At 33.2% G+C, this 18,817-nt stretch carries 17 protein-coding genes; 11 read left to right on the forward strand and 6 right to left on the reverse strand.

The window, feature by feature from the left end:
* Positions 1-76 precede the first annotated feature (76 nt).
* The 3 genes from LNP81_RS00750 to LNP81_RS00760 all read right to left on the reverse strand — a co-directional run bounded on the left by LNP81_RS00750 (position 77) and on the right by LNP81_RS00760 (position 4,710).
* Positions 77-1,645 carry an anaerobic C4-dicarboxylate transporter gene (locus LNP81_RS00750; RefSeq protein ID WP_230032682.1) on the reverse strand — a complete coding sequence of 523 codons (1,569 nt, stop codon included), beginning with the start codon at positions 1,643-1,645 and terminating at the stop codon, positions 77-79.
* 64 nt (positions 1,646-1,709) lie between these two features.
* The gene (locus LNP81_RS00755) at positions 1,710-2,864 is read right to left on the reverse strand and encodes a porin (RefSeq protein ID WP_230032685.1); all 1,155 of its coding nucleotides are present in this window, start codon (positions 2,862-2,864) and stop codon (positions 1,710-1,712) included.
* A 211-nt stretch (positions 2,865-3,075) separates the two neighbouring features.
* Positions 3,076-4,710, reverse strand: a complete 1,635-nt coding sequence (locus tag LNP81_RS00760) for an ABC-F family ATP-binding cassette domain-containing protein (protein ID WP_083694260.1) — start codon at positions 4,708-4,710, stop codon at positions 3,076-3,078.
* A gap of 323 nt (positions 4,711-5,033) precedes the next feature.
* On the opposite strand from LNP81_RS00760, the gene LNP81_RS00765 reads away from it, so the two are divergent.
* The 6 genes from LNP81_RS00765 to LNP81_RS00790 all read left to right on the forward strand — a co-directional run bounded on the left by LNP81_RS00765 (position 5,034) and on the right by LNP81_RS00790 (position 9,534).
* Positions 5,034-5,705 (forward strand): response regulator transcription factor, encoded by a 672-nt coding sequence (locus tag LNP81_RS00765; RefSeq protein WP_230032687.1) that lies wholly within the window; start codon positions 5,034-5,036, stop codon positions 5,703-5,705.
* Complete coding sequence (locus LNP81_RS00770) at positions 5,705-6,976, forward strand: sensor histidine kinase (protein WP_230032689.1); 1,272 nt, start codon at positions 5,705-5,707, stop codon at positions 6,974-6,976. The genes LNP81_RS00765 and LNP81_RS00770 overlap by 1 nt, the downstream gene beginning before the upstream one ends.
* Positions 6,977-7,050: 74 nt before the next feature.
* Entirely contained in the window at positions 7,051-7,488 is a 438-nt protein-coding gene (locus tag LNP81_RS00775) for a PepSY-like domain-containing protein (protein WP_230032690.1), read from the forward strand.
* Positions 7,489-7,516: 28 nt separating this feature from the next.
* The gene (locus LNP81_RS00780) at positions 7,517-7,975 is read left to right on the forward strand and encodes a PepSY-like domain-containing protein (protein WP_230032691.1); all 459 of its coding nucleotides are present in this window, start codon (positions 7,517-7,519) and stop codon (positions 7,973-7,975) included.
* Positions 7,976-8,122: 147 nt separating this feature from the next.
* The gene (locus LNP81_RS00785; protein WP_230032693.1) at positions 8,123-8,980 is read left to right on the forward strand and encodes a PepSY-like domain-containing protein; all 858 of its coding nucleotides are present in this window, start codon (positions 8,123-8,125) and stop codon (positions 8,978-8,980) included.
* Between the two features lie 110 nt (positions 8,981-9,090).
* On the forward strand, positions 9,091-9,534 hold the full coding sequence (locus LNP81_RS00790) for a PepSY-like domain-containing protein (protein ID WP_230032694.1): 444 nt from the start codon (positions 9,091-9,093) through the stop codon (positions 9,532-9,534).
* Between the two features lie 98 nt (positions 9,535-9,632).
* Here the strand turns inward: LNP81_RS00790 and LNP81_RS00795 are convergent, their stop codons facing one another.
* Positions 9,633-10,808 carry a GlmU family protein gene (locus tag LNP81_RS00795; RefSeq protein WP_230032696.1) on the reverse strand — a complete coding sequence of 392 codons (1,176 nt, stop codon included), beginning with the start codon at positions 10,806-10,808 and terminating at the stop codon, positions 9,633-9,635.
* A 319-nt stretch (positions 10,809-11,127) separates the two neighbouring features.
* Entirely contained in the window at positions 11,128-11,382 is a 255-nt protein-coding gene (locus LNP81_RS00800) for a type B 50S ribosomal protein L31 (RefSeq protein ID WP_029272307.1), read from the reverse strand.
* Between the two features lie 243 nt (positions 11,383-11,625).
* On the opposite strand from LNP81_RS00800, the gene LNP81_RS00805 reads away from it, so the two are divergent.
* The 5 genes from LNP81_RS00805 to LNP81_RS00825 all read left to right on the forward strand — a co-directional run bounded on the left by LNP81_RS00805 (position 11,626) and on the right by LNP81_RS00825 (position 17,865).
* Positions 11,626-12,168, forward strand: coding sequence for a DUF4199 domain-containing protein (locus LNP81_RS00805; protein WP_230032698.1), 543 nt, complete (start codon positions 11,626-11,628; stop codon positions 12,166-12,168).
* An 8-nt stretch (positions 12,169-12,176) separates the two neighbouring features.
* A complete protein-coding gene (locus tag LNP81_RS00810; RefSeq protein ID WP_230032700.1) occupies positions 12,177-13,133 on the forward strand; it encodes a glycosyltransferase family 2 protein in 957 nt (318 codons plus the stop codon).
* Between the two features lie 131 nt (positions 13,134-13,264).
* The gene (locus LNP81_RS00815; RefSeq protein ID WP_230040844.1) at positions 13,265-14,992 is read left to right on the forward strand and encodes a phospho-sugar mutase; all 1,728 of its coding nucleotides are present in this window, start codon (positions 13,265-13,267) and stop codon (positions 14,990-14,992) included.
* Positions 14,993-15,201: 209 nt separating this feature from the next.
* Positions 15,202-17,031 carry an ABC transporter ATP-binding protein gene (locus LNP81_RS00820; RefSeq protein WP_230032701.1) on the forward strand — a complete coding sequence of 610 codons (1,830 nt, stop codon included), beginning with the start codon at positions 15,202-15,204 and terminating at the stop codon, positions 17,029-17,031.
* A 132-nt stretch (positions 17,032-17,163) separates the two neighbouring features.
* Positions 17,164-17,865, forward strand: coding sequence for a hypothetical protein (locus tag LNP81_RS00825; protein ID WP_230032702.1), 702 nt, complete (start codon positions 17,164-17,166; stop codon positions 17,863-17,865).
* 183 nt (positions 17,866-18,048) lie between these two features.
* On the opposite strand, the gene LNP81_RS00830 is transcribed toward LNP81_RS00825, so the two are convergent.
* A complete protein-coding gene (locus LNP81_RS00830) occupies positions 18,049-18,771 on the reverse strand; it encodes a hypothetical protein (protein WP_230032704.1) in 723 nt (240 codons plus the stop codon).
* Between the last annotated feature and the right edge of the window lie 46 nt (positions 18,772-18,817).

An 18,817-nucleotide genomic window follows, 5' to 3' on the forward strand; every position in this document is an offset into this window, starting at 1 on the left:
ATCTGAAAATAAAAAAGCACAAGATCTCTCTTGTGCTTTTTTATTAGAATTAAACCCTTTTAATAATAATTAAATCTTATAACAATTCAACCAATCCAAAACCTACAATAACTGCTGTCCAGACCGCAATCATACCCGGAATCATAAAACTATGATTTAATATCCATGAACCGGCTTTAGTAGTTCCTGATCTGTCAAAATTGATTGCTGCCAAATCACTTGGATAAAAACAGAAGAAAAAATAGGCATATGAAGCGGGAATACAAGCTATCAATACCGGCGTTGGAATACCTAAAGAAATTCCCAAAGGCATAATAACTAATAATGTTGCAGCCTGACTTTTCAGGAATGCAGAAGCGCAAAACATTGCCAGAGCAAAAGTCCACGGATGAGCCGTAACAGTTTCGCTAATAAGTGATAAAATATAAGGCTTATTGTTTTCTATTACTGTATCACTCATCCAGGCAATACCAAAAATCATAATAGCTGCGACCATACCTGCATTGAAAACTTTTGTATCAGAAATACTTTTTGCTGATATTTTTGTAGCAAAAAGTATGATTGCACCAACCGCTAACATTACAAATTGCAATACGATACTCATTTTTAAAGGATTTCCTTCTTTATCTAATGGAAGTATGGCTTCGGGAAAAATAGCAATAATTACAATTCCTAAAATTCCAAGCAGGAACAGCGCTAAAGCAGTTTTAGATTTTTTTCCGAATTTGTTAGTTTGTGCTTCCAGATCTCCAAAAATATATTTTCTCTGTTCTTCATCTTTTATTTTTTCCTGGAAAATTGGATCATTTTCTAGATCTTTTCCTCTTTTTAAACTCCAAAGTGCCGCAAGAAGCAAACCAGCAAGACAAGACGGAATTGTAATTTTTAGGATATCGATAAGACTAACATGCAGATTTGCTGCTGCAAAAATCCCGACCAAAGCTGCCGCGGCTGCCGAAATTGGACTCGCCGTAATCCCTAACTGACTACAAATTGCCGCCATCGCCATTGGACGTTCCGGACGAATTTTATTCTTAATCGAAACATCATAAATAACCGGCAATAACGGGTAAACCGCATGACCTGTACCTACCAGCATGGTAAGCGTAAAACTTGTTAAGGGTGCCAGGAAAACAATTTTATTCGGATTTTTACGAAGCAATTTTTCAGCGTAACTCACAATTAAATTTAATGCTCCCGTCGCTTCTAAAGATGATGATGTTGTAACTACGGCTAGAATAATCAGCATCACTTCTATTGGAGGTTTTCCCGGTTCTACTCCATATAAAAACACTAATAAGGTAACTCCTAAACCACCAAGCATTCCCAACGCGATACCTCCATATTTTATTCCGAAATAAATAATTACCAGAAGCAAGACTAATTGACTCCAAAACAAAAACGGAGCATTTGCCGGTATTGCTTTTTCGGAATCTGTCGAAGCTTTTTTGACAGTTTCATTTTGTGCCTTTGAAGGTGTTGCAATCTCTTTTTGAACAGTTATTTTTGAATCTGAAGGAACTGAAACCTGAGCTATGGTTTGCTCTGCAATAATCTCTTTTTTGTCTGTTCTATTTGCAAAAGAAAGATTGATTCCTGCAATTGCAAAAAAGAGACAAAGTACTATTTTGATACTTGTTTTCATTTTTATTTTAAATTATTGATTAGTTAATATTTGTGTAGCAAAACACTACGCAATAGTTTAATTTCTAGAAAAATCTTCCTTGAAATTGTATGATAAATAAGTTGTTATCGTATGCTGTAGTATTGGCGACGTTTCGTTTGTAATTATCGAACTGCATTCCCATTTCGATACGTCCCGTGTACCCTTTTCCAAATTCCAGACCTGCCATTGGTGTATAAGTTTGTCTGGCATTTGAATTGACTTTAAAACTTCTGTCAAAATATTCATAACGACATGAAAATTCTATGGCGGTTAATTTTTGGTATTTAATTTCATACCTTAAATTGGGTAAGAAATAAGCGCCACGCATTTCATAATCATTAATGTTTCCTGTTCTGTATTCTGCTGCTAAAGAATAATATAAGTAGTGATTTATTCCTTGTTTGCCTTCAAGCTGAGTTTGCAATATTAATTTATCTGCCAATCTAAAATCGGCTGTAAGATCTAAGGCAACCGCAAAAACTTTGGTATTAAAAACTTCACCGATACCACCATTAATACCAAAATTGATATTGTGTTTTTTATTCAATTCGAAAGCAAAACGCGAAGAGTATTGTTTACCATCGTCTTTGTCTGATACCTGATTTCTGCCATTTCCGTTTACGACAGAAAATGCATAACTAACAGGAAGCTTTCCTAAATTAAACCCTCCAAATACAGAAGCTCCTGTTTGAAAACTTGCCCAGCCATTATTACCAAACTCTGTGTATTGATTAGAATAATCGAATGATCTAAGGATATCAGCAGGATTTAGTTCCTCAAGTCCAAAAGCGGGTCTAAACTGACCTGCCATAAGACCAATATTTTTATTAAAAATATATCTTGCAAAGGCATTTTCAAGAATCTTGTTTTTAGGATCTGATTTTACGTCTGCAAAATTTGCCAGAACAACAATATCAAATCCATCGCTTAATTTGGTTGTAAGCCCCAGACGCATTCTTTTTATATCGAATGTATCTTCGACCCCTTCACCATCTGAATGCTGTAGTCCGGTGGCAGCATCTATACCAGGTGTAAAACCACTTAGATAACGCCCCTGAAAAAGTCCCTGAACTTTAAATTGAGGATATTTTACTTCGCTTTGGGCATTTGAATCTGTAGTTTGCCCATTCGAGAAAAAGGGAAATAAAAAGATTAGAAGTGCAATCTTTTTTGAGAAAAACTTATTTAAAATGTTCATGATAAAAGTTTAGACTTATTTTACTTTAATAAAAATTAAGCTACATATAGCTCTGTTTTGCTCTATTAAAATTATCTAATCCTTACAGCTACAATTCTGATTTATATCATGTTTTTAACATTTATTTAATAATCATTTTTCCATATTTTTTAACAAAAAAAAGGCGCTAGATTTAACTAACGCCCTTTATATTATTATATTTTTAACTAGATTACTTCTCGATCTCTCTCATAGAATCCATTTTTTTATGTGCAAGGAAACCTGCTACATCTTCAAAATGCTCTTTAACACGTTTGTTTCCAAATTCAAAAACTTTAGTTGCTAGTCCGTCAAGGAAATCACGATCGTGAGAAACCAGGATCAAAGTTCCATCGAAATCACGTAAAGCATCTTTTATGATATCTTTTGTCTTCATATCTAAGTGATTCGAAGGCTCATCCAGAATCAATAAATTCACAGGCTCCAACAATAGTTTGATCATAGCCAAACGCGTTTTTTCTCCTCCCGAAAGCACTTTTACTTTCTTTGTTATATCATCACCCTGAAACATAAAGGCTCCAAGAATATTTTTTATTTGCGTACGAACATCTCCAACCGCAATTGCATCGATAGTTTCAAAAATCGTAGCATTTTCATCTAATAAAGAAGCCTGATTTTGAGCAAAATATCCAATTTGAGAGTTGTGTCCAATTTCAACACTTCCTTCATCGATACCAATTTCTTTCATGATCGCTTTGATCATAGTCGATTTTCCTTCACCATTTTTACCTACAAAGGCCACTTTTTCACCTCTTTCGATTACAACATTAGCATCTTTAAAAACCACATGATCTCCGTAAGACTTAGAAAGTTCTTTTACCACAACAGGATATTGTCCTGAACGGGCCGCTGGTGGGAATTTTAATTTTAATGCAGAATTATCTACTTCATCAACCTGTACGATAACTAACTTTTCAAGCATCTTAACACGAGATTGTACAGCATCTGTTTTAGAGAATGTACCTTTAAAACGATCAATAAAAGCTCTGTTATCTGCAATCATTTTTTGTTGCTCATCGTATGCTTTTTGTTGGTGCACGCGACGGTCTTTTCGTAATTCTAAGTAATGAGAATACTTGGCTTTATAATCGTAAATTCTTCCCATTGTAACTTCGATAGTACGATTGGTAATATTATCTACGAATGCTCTATCGTGCGAAATTACCACAACAGCTTTTGCTGAATTTATTAAAAACTCTTCTAACCATTGAATACTTTCGATATCCATGTGGTTGGTAGGCTCATCCAGTAAAATTAAGTCTGGTTTTTGTAATAGAATTTTAGCCAATTCAATACGCATTCTCCATCCTCCTGAAAATTCTGAAGTTTGACGTGTAAAATCTTCACGCTCGAAACCTAAACCAACTAATATTTTCTCTACTTCGGCTTCGTAATTTACTTCTTCGATTGCATAAAATTTTTCGCTCAAATCAGAAACTCTTTCGATCAATTTCATGTAAGCATCACTTTCGTAATCTGTACGAACTGTTAATTGTTCGTTGATTTCATCGATTTCAGCTTTCATTTTAAAAATTTCACCAAAAGCTTTCGATGCTTCTTCCATTACAGTCGAACCATCTTTTGTCAATAAGTGTTGAGGCAAATAAGCAATAACAGCTTCTTTTGGAGCCGAAATACTTCCTGTAGAAGGTTTGCTCTGACCTGCAATAATTTTTAAAAGTGTCGATTTTCCCGCACCATTTTTACCCATAAGGGCAATTTTATCATTTTCATTTATAGCAAAAGAAACATCGCTAAATAATGTAGTTCCACCAAACTGAACCGAAATATCGTTAACTGTAATCATTACTTTCTGTGAATTTGTTTTATCGGTTCATCGTTTATTTGACAACCCATTTTTTTCGTGGTGCAAAGATAGATTTAATTAGAGAATGTGCCAATTAGAAAATTAGATAATTTCAGAATTAGAAAATGTGGTAATTTGATAATGGGATAATGTAAAACGATGGTTACTAGAAAATTATGTAATTCCTTTTAAAATAGCAGCATTTCATTTTCTAATTTTCTAATTGGCACATTTTCTAATTAGAGAAATTCCTAAATGTTTCCAGAAACAAAGCTTTATTTTGAGCCCATATTCTTACATTTGAATTACATAACAAACGAAACATGAAAATCTTAATAATAGAAGATGAAGCTGGTTTGCGTGAAGTGGTACAGCAATCACTTGAAAAAGAAAAATATATAGTCGAAACCGCGCATGATTACATTTCAGGTTCTGACAAACTTGGATCGTATGACTATGATTGTATACTCATTGATATTATGCTTCCAAACGGCAGTGGGCTAGACTTACTGAAAGAAATAAAAAGACAAAAGAAGCAAAGTGCCGTTATTATCATTTCGGCAAAAGATGCTGTTGATGACAAAGTGAAAGGCTTAGATCTGGGAGCTGATGATTATTTGAGCAAACCTTTTCATTTATCTGAATTACATGCCCGAATCAAATCGGCGATTAGAAGAAATAATCATAACGGAGATAATCTAATCGTTTGGAAAAATACTACTCTTTCTCCAGAGCAACGAACAGTTTCTATTGATGGCAAAGAATTAGTTTTAAACCGAAAAGAATTTGATTTACTCTATTATTTTATCATTAATCCAAATCGCTTAATAAACAAAACTGCTATTGCAGAATATGTTTGGGGCGATCATACAGATCAGGCCGACAATCTGGACTTTGTATATTCGCAGATTAAAAATTTACGCAAAAAACTAAAAGAAAGTAATGCCGAAATTGATATTCAGGCAGTTTATGGTATTGGATACAAAATGAGTTAATGAAATTACAAAATTATACCCTTCGTTATCTTGCAATAACATTGCTAGTAGTGATCCCAATTTGGGCAGGAATCTTTTATGCCCATATTCTGGACGAAGTGCATGATAATATTGATGATGATTTGAAAAACTCAAAAATCATAATCATGAGACATGTGTTTACAGATAAGAAAATCCTGAATTCACCTGAATTTGGAATTAATAAATTTACCATAAAACCGCTGCCAAAAGGTAATTACTCTCATAAAGACAAGCTTTTTACTTCGTCTGAATTCATGGAATACGATAATGAAGATGAACCTATCCGGGTTTTAAAAACAATTTTTAATGATGATAACGGAAACTCTTATGAACTAATTATAAAAGCATCAATAGTCGAAGAAGATGACCTTCTGGCAGATTTACTCTTGTCCTTAATTGCGTTATATGTTATGCTGGTAATTAGTATATTGGCTGTCAACCATTTGCTTTTAAAGAAGATATGGAAATCTTTTTATATCATTCTGGAAAACATTAAACAAATAAAACTTGGAACAGGCAGCAAATTAGTCCCTGTTAACTCCTCTATTGATGAATTTAATGTTTTAGCAAGCGAAGTAGAAACAATGCTTAGCCGTAATGAAACCATCTATTCAAGTCAGAAACAATTTATAGAAAATGCATCTCATGAGCTGCAGACTCCTCTGGCGATAAGTATTAATAAATTAGAATTATTTGCAGAAAACTCAACCCTTTCAGAAGAACAAATGATCGAAATTGGCAAGATAACCGATACATTAAACAGATTAACACGATTGAACAAATCTTTGCTAATGCTGTCAAAAATCGAAAACCAACAATATCCGGAAGAAGAAGAGATCAACTTTAATAAACTTATCTCAATATTAACAGAGGACTATTCTGATCTTGCCGATTTTAAAAAAGTAAAAATTACTATCATCGAAAACGATACTTTACATTTTACTATGAACAAAGGATTGGCAATTGCATTAATCAGTAATTTATTAAAAAATGCTTTGATTCATAATCATCCCGAAGGTTTTGTCAATTTTACAATAAATAAAAACAATATTTCAATCTCTAATAGTGGAAGTAATTATCCATTAAATCCAGAACTTATCTTCAATAGATTTTACCGTAATACTACAACAAATGAATCTACTGGTTTAGGTCTTCCTCTTGTAAAATCGATCATTGCCAATTATTCGGTTACTATTGAATATCTATTTAATGACGGACATACCTTCAAAATTAATTTTCCTAAAAAGTAGTCTTTTTATTATATTTTTCCTAATTGTTTCCAAATTCAGGTTATAGGTTTGTATCAAATTAAAAACTTATAATTATGAAAACGAAATTAAAACTGGCCGCATGCCTGCTTGTAGGATTGACTTTTTCTGCAAACGCTCAAAAAACAGTTATAACAAAAACAGACCTGCCTGCAAATGCTCAAACTTTTCTAAAAACCCATTTTGCAGGACAAGAGCCTTCTTATATAATTAAGGACAAAGAAACTTTCGCTACAGATTACAAAGTTCAGTTTACGAACAACATCGAAGTAGAATTTGATGCAAAAGGAAATTGGGAAGAAGTTGACGGAAACCACACTTCAATTCCTGTGGCCATAGTTCCTAAAACAATTGCTTCTTATATAAAAACAAATTTTGCTAATACATCAGTAACCAAAATAAGCAAAGATTACAAAGGTTATGAAGTAGATATAAATAATGGCTTAGAATTAGAGTTTAACTCTAAAGGCAGTTTTTTAAGAATCGACAATTAAAACAATCATTTATTAAATTATTACAATCATGAAAAAAATAATTTTAACAGGCTTTATTGCCTTATCACTTTTATTCTCCACAACATCCTGCGATAACGATGATGATCACGAATCTGTAATTAATGCCAGCGAGTTACCAGCATCGGCTAGTGCATTTGTTACAACTTATTTTCCAGGTGTTAATTACCAAATAATAAAAAAACAGAATCAAGCTGATGCAGATGGATCTATTTATGATGTTTACCTCACAAATGGTTTCGAGATTGATTTTGATGCTAATGGAAATTGGGTTGATATTGACGGAAATCATCAGGCGATTCCTGCAGAATTAATTCCAGAGAAAATTCAAACTTACATAACAGTGAATTATCCTAATCAATTTGTGATCGCTATTGACAATGAAAAAACTTTTATTGAAATTGATCTTTCTAACAACTTGGAATTAATATTTGATACTCAGGGAAATTTTGTACGCATAGATCATTAAATATCTAAACACCAAAAGCTCCAAATATTTAAATTGGGGCTTTTTTATTTTTAAATTTAAAAAAATAAGAAAATTCCTAAATGTTTCCAAATTCACATTATAATATTGCACTATAATACAAACTTAAAATTTTAAATACACTAGATTATGAAAAAGACATTCTTAACAAGTTTGATGGCATTATCAATTTTACTATCTACAGTTTCTTGCGACAGCAATGACGATGCAACTGCTGATAAAACTGTAATCGAACCAACAACACTTCCAACTACAGCAAAAACATTTACAGAAACTTACTTTCCTAACGCAGTATATAAAGCTGTAAAACTAAATATCCCAAGTTACAACGGAACGGTTTATGATGTTTCTCTTGCAAATGGTTTTGAAATTGATTTTGATGCTAACGGAAACTGGACAGAAATTGATGGAGGAAACAACCCAATTCCTACTGCTTTGATTCCGGAAAAAATCAATGCTTATATAGCTGCAAATTATCCTGGTTTGTTTGTAGTTCAAATTGAAAACGAAAAAACAAAATATGATGTAGAACTTTCTAACGACTTAGATTTAGTTTTTACGATGCAGGGAGATTTTGTTAGAATTGATCACGACGGAGATAATCATAATGAAGTTGTAGTAAACCCAACTACTTTACCTGCAGCAGCAACAACATTAATAAGTACGCATTTTCCTGATGCAGTTATCAGATTGGTAGAGAAAAAAAATATTGCAGCTCTAAATGGTGCTATCTACGATGTTTCTCTTTCAAATGGTTTCGAAATTGATTTTGATGCGAACGGAAACTGGACCGAGATTGACGGAGGCCGCCTGGCTATTCCAAATGCTTTAGTACCAGAAAAAATCGCTGCTTATGTAACTGCAAATTATCCTGCTTTACTATTAACAGCTATCGACAAAGAAAGAACTTATTATGATGTAGAACTTTCTAATGATTTGGATTTAGTTTTTGATCTTCAGGGAAATTTTCTGAGAATTGATAAATAATCTTTAATTAAAATAAAACCTAAGCTCTGATTCCAACATCAGGGCTTTTCTTTTTCAATATATCTTTCAAAATTTAGTCTTATCTTGTATAACAATTAAAATCAGCAAATATGAGAACGAAATTAAACTTGGTAGTCTGCCTAATTGCAGGATTACTATTTGGACTTTCTGCAAATGCACAAAAAACCGTTATTAAAAAAGAAGCTTTACCCGCAAATGCACAAACTTTTTTAAAGGCTCACTTTGGATCTAAAAAGCCCAGCTATATATTAGAAGATAAAGAAATTCTTTCTACAGAATACAAAGTGCAGTTTGATAATAAAATTGAAATAGAATTTGACAAAAAAGGAAACTGGAAAGAAGTTGATGGTAATGGAGATAAAATTCCTTCTTCTATTATCCCGAAAAAAATCGCTTCGTATGTAAAAACCAACTTTCGTAAAGAGAAAATAACCAAAATCGAGATAGGAACTTTTGGCTATGAAGCTAAACTAACAAACGGTTTAGAATTAAAATTTAACCTAAAAGGAGATTTTACTAAAATTGATAAGTAACATTTAATTTTAAAAACAAAAAAGCCCACAAGTTTCTAAAAACCTGTGGGCTTTACTAAATTATCTCATGATCAAATTGACTAATTATCTAATTAAAATTAGTCTTTTCTCCATTTTTTAGTTTCCTCAAAAATGTGTTCTAAGATGGCAGATTCTGTTTCGTCGAAATCTATGTTTCGTCTTCCCATTACTAGTTTTGCAGTTTCAAAAGCTTTTTTGGTTACATAAGTGGTAAAACCTGCAGCTCCTCCCCATGAAAAACTCGGAACAAAATTGCGAGGAAAACCACTCCCAAAAATATTGGTACTAACTCCTACTACAGTTCCGGTATTAAACATCGTATTGATTCCGCATTTACTGTGATCTCCCATCATCAAACCACAAAACTGAAGTCCGGTTTTAGCAAAGCCTTCGGTTTCGTAACTCCATAATTTTACTTCTTCGTAGTTATTTTTCAGGTTCGAATTATTACTGTCGGCTCCAATATTACACCATTCGCCTAAAACAGAATCACCTAAAAATCCGTCGTGTCCTTTGTTTGAATTCGCAAAAAGAACCGAATTTTTAACCTCTCCTCCTATTCTTGATCCTGGGCCAACTGTTGTAGCTCCGTAAACTTTAGCATTTAGTTTTACCTGAGCATTTTCGCATAAAGCAAAAGGGCCACGAATTACGGTTCCCTCCATAATTTCGGCATTCTTACCTATATATATAGGACCCGTTGAAGCATTTAGTGTAACGAACTCTAATTTTGCTCCTTCTTCGATAAAAACATTCTCAGGCGCAATAACATTTACACTCTTCGGGATAGATTGCGATTTTCTGTCTTCGGTTAAATAAATAAAATCTTCACGAATGGCAGCATCATTTTTAGAAAAGATATCCCATGTATGTTCTACAGTCAGAGCATCTCCGTTATATTGAATGATTTCGTAAGAATCAAAATCTACTTCTTCCTGATTTTCTGTTGTAAAAAAAGCGATCACATCATCACCTTTAAAGATCGCCTGGTTTTCTTTTAAATCAGAAACCAGTTCTGCAAGCGTATCATTTGGTAAATATGCTGCATTGATCATCACGTTTTCTTCCATTTCCACCATCGGGAATTTGGTTGATAGGTAATCTTCGGTAATAGTAGTTATGGTCGAACCTAAACGCGCCTCCCACTTTTGGCGAATCGTCATGATTCCGATTAATATATCAGCAACAGGTCTTGTAAAAGTAAAAGGTAGTAAAGCATTCCGGACGGGACCGTCAAAAAGAATGTAGTTCATAAAATAAATTTATATTGTTAAAATTGATTTGGTTATCGAGATCAAAGTTACAAATATTTATGCGTTTTCATTAAATGCACATTAATTCAAAGCAAAAAATAGCTGCTTTTTTTTAGAGCTACTACTAAAATATTGTCCAGAATCATATTTTTTTATATTGGTAATCATTTAACCGCAAAGCCCGCAAAGGTCTTGCGCAAAGGTTGCAAAGTCATTATTTACAAAGCGTTGCGGACTTTTCGGTTAAATTTTATAACAGAAAATTGTGCATAAAAAAAGCCTTCCGATTGGAAGGCTTTTGTATAAATTAAAACAGTTATTAGTTTTTAACGTGTTTTGCATATTTAGTTTTGAATTTATCAATACGTCCTGCAGTATCGATAAGTTTAGATTTACCAGTATAAAAAGGGTGAGATGTTCTAGAAATCTCCATTTTTACAACTGGATACTCAACTCCGTCAACTTCAATTGTTTCTTTTGTATCTGCAGTAGATTTAGTGATAAAAACTTCGTCATTTGACATGTCTTTAAATGCAACTAATCTGTAATTTTCTGGGTGAATTCCTTTTTTCATCTTTTATTTTTATTTATTGTTTAGAGCATTTTTATTTTGAAGCTTTTTCATGGTTAGAAAAAGGTGTAAACAAAGGATACTCTTTTTTTGTTTAAAACTTTTAATTATTTCAGTTTGCAAATTTACAATTCTTTTTTAATCTACAAATGTTTATCCCACTTTTTTTTAGTTAAATTCAAAAAGCTTTTTTATCTCTCATATATTGGGAATTGCTATATTTGTGGATTAATAAATCATCGTTTTATGGAAAAAAATACTTCTCCTGCTAAATCATCAGTTATATATGGTGTTTTGTTTGGTGTTATCATGGTTTTAGAATTCGTTATTATGTACGTAATTGGCATGAAATCACTAGTAAATTCTAGTGCCGGCTCAATTGTAAACATAGCAAACTATCTTATACTACCAATCCTGTTTATATATATAGGTTGTAATAATTATAAGAAAAACATCAATAACGGTTTCATTTCTTTTAGTGAATGCTTAAAAATTGGAATTTCGATCACTTTTGTTGCTGCTTTTGTCTATGCGACTTTCAGTGTTATTTTTAATTTCATTTTCCCGGAGTTCATAAACGAAATGATCGACATTTCGAAAGAAGGAATGCTGGCTAAGAATCCTCAAATGGCAGCCAAAGAAATGGAGATGGGAATCACGATGATAAAAAAATTCATGAACCCGTTTATTGTTTTTCCTGTAACGCTTGTTATGTACTCATTTTTTGGGTTATTGTATTCATCGCTTATAGGGGCAATTATAAAGAATAACAATCCTCAAAGTTTATAAAAAATTAAATGAATTTATCTATACTTATACCGCTTCTTAATGAAGAGGAATCACTAAAAGAACTCTACTCGTGGATTATTAAAGTGATGCAATCTAATAATTACTCTTATGAAATCATTTTTGTAGATGATGGAAGTACAGATGATTCTTGGAATATTATCGAAAGTTTTTCTAACGAAAACCCTAATGTAAAAGGAATTCGTTTCATGAAGAACTTTGGAAAATCACAGGCACTGCATGCTGGTTTTGCAAAAGCACAAGGAGACGTTATTATTACTATGGATGCCGATTTGCAGGATAGTCCGGATGAGATTCCGGGATTGTACGAAATGATCACGGCTCAGAAATTTGATTTGGTTTCGGGATGGAAAAAGAAACGTTACGACTCTGTTGTAGCAAAAAATCTTCCGTCTAAACTTTTTAACTGGGCGGCCAGAAAAACTTCGGGAGTTGAATTGAATGATTTCAATTGCGGATTAAAAGCTTACAAAAATACGGTGGTAAAAAACATTGAAGTTTCGGGCGAAATGCACCGATATATTCCTGTTTTGGCCAAAAATGCCGGTTTTAATAAAATTGGCGAAAAAGTGGTGATTCACCAGGCTCGTAAATACGGCGAAACCAAATTTGGAATGGAGCGTTTTATAAACGGTTTCCTGGATTTAATTACAATTTGGTTCTTGTCAAGATTCGGAAAAAGACCTATGCACTTATTTGGCGCAATGGGTTCGGTAATGTTTATTATCGGTTTTTTATCTGCCGCATATATTGGTATTTCTAAATTATACCATATGTATAACGGAATGAAATATAGCCTGGTAACAAGCAATCCCTGGTTTTTTATTGCTTTAACAACTATGATTTTAGGAACTCAATTGTTTCTTGCAGGTTTTCTTGGAGAAATTATTTTGAGAACTAAAAACAACGAAGCGCGTTACAAAGTAGCCCGAGAGGTTAATTTTTAACTTGAAGCCCTAGCCCTGATGGGAGTGACATCCTTTTATGGCGGGGTTCGCCATAAAAGATATAACGGACAGCAGGAAATAGCTCCTGAAAATTATTATTATTTTAAATTAAATATAAAAATATACGAATGATGAATATAGCACCTAATATCCTGAATGCTGTAAACGAATGGTTAACACCTACATTTGACAACGATACACAAGCTGCGGTTAAAGAATTAATGACTACGTCGCCAAAGGAACTTGAGGAAAGTTTTTATAAAAATCTTGAATTTGGAACTGGCGGAATGCGTGGTGTTATGGGCGTTGGAAACAACAGAATCAACAAATATACGCTTGGAAAAAATACTCAGGGTTTATCTGATTATTTACACGAAGTTTTTCCAAACCAGCCTTTAAAAGTGGTTATTGCTTATGATTGTCGTCATAATAGTAATACTTTGGCTAAAGTTGTGGCTGATGTTTTCTCGGCAAACGGAATTCACGTTTATTTATTCTCTGACTTACGACCAACTCCTGAATTATCATTTGCACTTAAACATTTAGGCTGCCAATGCGGAATCGTACTTACGGCTTCTCATAATCCGCCGGAATACAACGGATACAAAGTATATTGGGAAGATGGCGGGCAGATTGTTCCTCCTCAGGATGCTGCAATTATTAATGTAATCGAAAATTTAAGCTACGATAAAATTAAATTCAATGCTAACGAAAGTCTGATTGAATATATTGATACTGAAATTGACAAAGCATTTATAAAATCATCTATCGACAACGCAAGTTTTAATACTCCGGCTGAAGCCAAAGATAATTTACATGTTGTCTTTACTTCATTGCACGGAACTTCTATAAAATCTATTCCGGATACTTTAGCTCAAGCGGGGTATAAAAACGTTCATATTGTACCGGAACAAGCAATTCCTGACGGAGATTTCCCAACGGTTAAATCTCCAAATCCTGAAGAGCCTGAGGCTTTGACTATGGCTTTGGCTTTGGCCGATAAAACCAATTCTGATATTGTTGTAGGAACAGATCCTGATTGCGACCGTCTTGGTGTTGCGGTGAGAAACAACGATGGCAAAATGATTTTGCTTAACGGAAATCAGACGATGATTTTAATGACCTCTTTCTTATTGAAACAATGGAAAAAAGCAGGTAAAATAAACGGTAAACAATTTGTAGGTTCTACAATTGTTTCGACTCCGATGATGATGGAACTGGCTACAAGTTATGGCGTTGAATGTAAAGTTGGCTTGACCGGTTTTAAATGGATTGCCAAAATGATCAAAGATTTTCCGGAACTTGAATTTATTGGCGGTGGTGAAGAAAGCTTTGGTTTTATGGTGGGTGACGCCGTGAGAGATAAAGATGCTGTTGCAGCTACTTTATTAATATGCGAAGTTGCGGCTCAGGCAAAAGCGGCAGGAAGCAGCGTTTACAATGAACTTTTACAACTTTATGTAGAAAATGGTTTCTATAAAGAATACCTGGTTTCATTAACCAAAAAAGGTATGGAAGGCTTACAGGAAATTAATCAAATGATGATTGATTTGCGCCAAAATCCTTTGAAAGAAATCAGCGGACAAAGAGTAATTATGGTCGAAGATTATCAATCATCGATTGCTTTGAATTTATTGTCTGGCGAAGAATCTACAATGGATATTCCGAAATCGAATGTATTGATTTATTATACAGAAGATGGTTCTAAAATTTGTGCAAGACCAAGTGGAACTGAGCCTAAAATTAAATTCTACATTAGTGTTAATGCAGAATTAGATTCGGTTTCTAATTTTGATGCTGCGGAAAGTTATTTAGACGAAAAAATACAAAACATCATTGCAGGAATGCAATTGAAATAAAAAATTATTACCCGAAATAGTAATCAGTTTTATTATCAAGTTAAAATTGCATAACGATAAAAATCAAAACACTCTATTTCAACAAATTATAATTGTGCACACATTGTGTGCACAATTTCAGCTAAAATTCTAAGCAAATCACTTTAGAATTATTGCTAGAAAAACTGGAAAAAGCCATTGCTATAGCAGAAAACAACATCTATAAATAAATGAGTAACATAAAAAAAATAATCCCTTTTATATATCCGTATAAAAAATATGCATTCTTAAACATTTTTTTCAATGTTTTGTATGCGCTTTTTAGCACTCTTTCGTTTGTTGCTTTAATACCGATGCTTCAGGTATTATTTGATAAAAACAAGCAAATTACGGTAAAACCAGTATATCAGGGAATTTTAAAAATTCAGGACTATGGTCAGGATTATTTAAGCTATTACATTACCACCACAAAAGGCACACATGAATCCGGGTATGTTTTATCGATAATGGTCGCGATTATTATTTCGATCTTTTTACTTAAAAACTTAGCTGATTATGCCGCTATGTTTTTTATCACTTTTTTGCGAAATGGCGTTTTAAGAGACATGCGAAATGCAATGTACAAGAAAACACTTGAACTGCCTTTGGCTTTTTATTCTGAAAAAAGAAAAGGAGATGTTATTTCGAGAATTTCTGCTGATGTAAATGAGGTACAAAACTCATTTTTGGCCATTCTGGAACTTATTGTAAAAGAACCTCTGACTATCATTTTCACCATAACCACAATGTTGATTATAAGTCCTAAGCTAACACTTTTTGTTTTTATTTTTATTCCTGTTTCCGGTTATATCATTTCATTAATTGGAAAACAGCTTAAAAAACAATCTACTAAAGCGCAGCAGGAACAAGGTACTTTTTTATCGACTATAGAAGAAACAATTGGAGGCTTGAAGGTTGTAAAAGGATACAATTCTGAAAATTACTTTAACAATGTTTTTCAAAATTCTACAGAACGTTTTTTCAACTTATCAAATAGTATTGGTAATCGCCAGAACTTAGCTTCTCCTGCAAGTGAATTTATGGGAATCACTGTAATTGCTATATTATTGTGGTACGGAGGTCAAATGGTTTTAATAGACAAAAGCTTAGATGGCGCTGCTTTTATCGCCTATATGGGATTAGCTTACAACATCCTGACTCCTGCAAAAGCAATCTCTAAAGCTTCTTACGGAGTAAAAAGAGGGAATGCAGCAGCTGAACGTGTTCTTGAAATTTTAGATCAGGAAAACCCTATTACTTCTAAACCTGATGCTATTGTAAAAACATCTTTTGATGATAGTATCGAGGTTAAAAATATCAATTTTAAATATCAGGACGAAACGGTTTTAAAAGACTTTTCTCTTAGTATTAAAAAAGGTCAAACCGTAGCACTAGTTGGACAATCAGGAAGCGGAAAAAGTACTATTGCCAACTTAATGACTCGTTTTTATGATGTAAATGACGGTACTATTTCTATTGACGGAATCAACATAAAAGACATGAACTTACAATCTCTTCGTGGTTTAATGGGATTGGTTACTCAGGATAGTATTTTATTTAATGATACTATAAAAGCAAATATTTCGTTAGGAAAATTAGATGCTACAGATGATGAAATTATTGAAGCTCTAAAAATTGCGAATGCTTTTGAATTTGTAAATGAATTGCCTTTAGGAATCTACACTAACATTGGAGATAGCGGAAACAAACTTTCAGGAGGACAAAAACAGCGTTTATCGATTGCACGTGCGGTACTGAAAAACCCTCCTATTATGATTTTGGATGAAGCAACATCTGCTTTGGATACAGAGAGCGAAAAATTTGTTCAGGTGGCTTTAGAGAACATGATGCAAAACAGAACTTCGATTGTAATTGCACACCGTCTTTCGACCATTCAAAAAGCAGACCTTATAGTAGTGATGCAAAAAGGAAAAATCGTTGAGCAGGGAACGCATGAGGAATTAATTACGCACAACGGAACTTACAATAAGCTGGTAACGATGCAGTCTTTTGAATCCTAAATAAAAGAAGTAACTTTTAGCCACAGATTACACAGATTAACACGGATTATTTTTCTACTACTGAATTAAAATCATATATTTATCTGTATAATCTGTGGCTTTTTTTTTAGAATAAATCTTAAAACTCAAAAAATGTATCTCAACAATCCGAACATAACGCTTCCTGATGATCCGGATACTATTGTTTGGAAATACTTAGACTTATCTAAATTTCTTGATTTATTATTGTCGAAGAAATTATTCATGTCCCGATCTGATAAATTTGAAGATCAGTATGAAGGCACTTTTAGCGAACCTACTTTTGAAGAAATTAAAAAACTGGCGGCAGACAACCCTGAATTTTTAGATTACTACAAAACACATCGCGAAAAAGTAGCCATCAGCAGTTGGCATATTAACGAATACGAATCGTTTGCCATGTGGCAGATTTTTACCCAAAACAGCGAAGGATTAGCCATTCAGTCTACTATTGGAAGATTACAAAAAGCAGTTCGACGCGAAAATAATTTTAACCAGTACATTGGCGAAGTCAATTACATCGATTACAAAAAAGAATACATTCCGTTTGATGACTTGTTCTTTCCGTTTTTGTTTAAACGAAAAAGTTTTCAGTACGAACGTGAAGTACGCATTCTTACCGATACTTCAAAAAGCGATATCAAATTAAATGACGGAATAAAAATAAACGTTGACCTGAAACAATTAATTGAAAAGATATACATTCATCCAAAATCTGAAAACTGGTATAAAAAGCTGGTTATTGAGCTCGTAGAACGCTTAGGATTTGGTTTCGAGATTGAAAAATCTGATTTGGAAAGTGATATATTGATCTAAAGGCACTAAGCTACTAAGGTTCTAAGGTACTAAGTTTTTTTTTGCCACAGATTATATAGATTAAAAGGATTTTATCCGTTTTAAAAGAAAAAGCCCTTTAAAAATTAATTGATTTAATTTTTAAAGGGCTTTTTCTTTTGATTCCAAATCTTAGCAACTTAGAACCTTAGTAACTTAGAATCTTTAAATCGGCTTATAACTCTTCACTTCCCATTTTTTAGATCCTAAATCAATATAATTGTAATGCAAAACGTCATTTTTATCGAATTGTCCGTTTTGGTTAGTATCTTCTATTGTTCTAAAGTATAAACGGCTTTTAGATTCTACTAAACTCCAGTCTATTAATTCCTGAAAATCTTCGGAAATCTTTGTGAAATTTTCACCGCTTATATTACTCAAATACAAAGTTTTGATATCACTGGAATCTATTTTCCCATCTTTATTGGTATCCGCATCAGCCAATGTATATACCATAATTTGGTTTTGAGTTTTGTCTGCAACCGATTTCAAATAAGTAGCCGTTAAGATCAAAGCCGGTTTATCTGTTAAAGGTCGAATAGAATCTGAATCGACTTTTTGAAACTTCAGGTTTTGCAAATATCCCGTAATTTCATATTCGCCTAAATTCGAAATTGTAAAGCTCACATCGTTTACACTCGAAGATCCATAACGTGATTTGGTTCCTTTTTCGAAAACGCGTAAATCACCAACAGGATGAATTAAATAACTCGTTCCTTCCATCTGAATAGGCAAATCGGCTATTTCAATCTGCGTTGAATCTGTTTTGGACACAACATTTGATTTGCTGGCAGCATCATAAATCACTTTCGGTTTCTGAACTTCGTCTTTACAACTCACTAATGTTCCGACGATTGCCAAGGCTATATATGTTAAGGATTTTTTCATGTATGCTAATTATATTATGATATCAAATATAGTATTTTTGATTGTA

This window comes from Flavobacterium piscisymbiosum (assembly GCF_020905295.1).
Taxonomy (GTDB): domain Bacteria; phylum Bacteroidota; class Bacteroidia; order Flavobacteriales; family Flavobacteriaceae; genus Flavobacterium; species Flavobacterium piscisymbiosum.

Bases quoted from the DNA above. Each gene is read 5' to 3' on its own strand.
- LNP81_RS00750 (WP_230032682.1), bottom strand. From the start codon at position 1,645: ATGAAAACAAGTATCAAAATAGTACTTTGTCTCTTTTTTGCAATTGCA.
- LNP81_RS00755 (WP_230032685.1), bottom strand. From the start codon at position 2,864: ATGAACATTTTAAATAAGTTTTTCTCAAAAAAGATTGCACTTCTAATC.
- LNP81_RS00760 (WP_083694260.1), bottom strand. From the start codon at position 4,710: ATGATTACAGTTAACGATATTTCGGTTCAGTTTGGTGGAACTACATTA.
- LNP81_RS00765 (WP_230032687.1), top strand. From the start codon at position 5,034: ATGAAAATCTTAATAATAGAAGATGAAGCTGGTTTGCGTGAAGTGGTA.
- LNP81_RS00770 (WP_230032689.1), top strand. From the start codon at position 5,705: ATGAAATTACAAAATTATACCCTTCGTTATCTTGCAATAACATTGCTA.
- LNP81_RS00775 (WP_230032690.1), top strand. From the start codon at position 7,051: ATGAAAACGAAATTAAAACTGGCCGCATGCCTGCTTGTAGGATTGACT.
- LNP81_RS00780 (WP_230032691.1), top strand. From the start codon at position 7,517: ATGAAAAAAATAATTTTAACAGGCTTTATTGCCTTATCACTTTTATTC.
- LNP81_RS00785 (WP_230032693.1), top strand. From the start codon at position 8,123: ATGAAAAAGACATTCTTAACAAGTTTGATGGCATTATCAATTTTACTA.
- LNP81_RS00790 (WP_230032694.1), top strand. From the start codon at position 9,091: ATGAGAACGAAATTAAACTTGGTAGTCTGCCTAATTGCAGGATTACTA.
- LNP81_RS00795 (WP_230032696.1), bottom strand. From the start codon at position 10,808: ATGAACTACATTCTTTTTGACGGTCCCGTCCGGAATGCTTTACTACCT.
- LNP81_RS00800 (WP_029272307.1), bottom strand. From the start codon at position 11,382: ATGAAAAAAGGAATTCACCCAGAAAATTACAGATTAGTTGCATTTAAA.
- LNP81_RS00805 (WP_230032698.1), top strand. From the start codon at position 11,626: ATGGAAAAAAATACTTCTCCTGCTAAATCATCAGTTATATATGGTGTT.
- LNP81_RS00810 (WP_230032700.1), top strand. From the start codon at position 12,177: ATGAATTTATCTATACTTATACCGCTTCTTAATGAAGAGGAATCACTA.
- LNP81_RS00815 (WP_230040844.1), top strand. From the start codon at position 13,265: ATGAATATAGCACCTAATATCCTGAATGCTGTAAACGAATGGTTAACA.
- LNP81_RS00820 (WP_230032701.1), top strand. From the start codon at position 15,202: ATGAGTAACATAAAAAAAATAATCCCTTTTATATATCCGTATAAAAAA.
- LNP81_RS00825 (WP_230032702.1), top strand. From the start codon at position 17,164: ATGTATCTCAACAATCCGAACATAACGCTTCCTGATGATCCGGATACT.
- LNP81_RS00830 (WP_230032704.1), bottom strand. From the start codon at position 18,771: ATGAAAAAATCCTTAACATATATAGCCTTGGCAATCGTCGGAACATTA.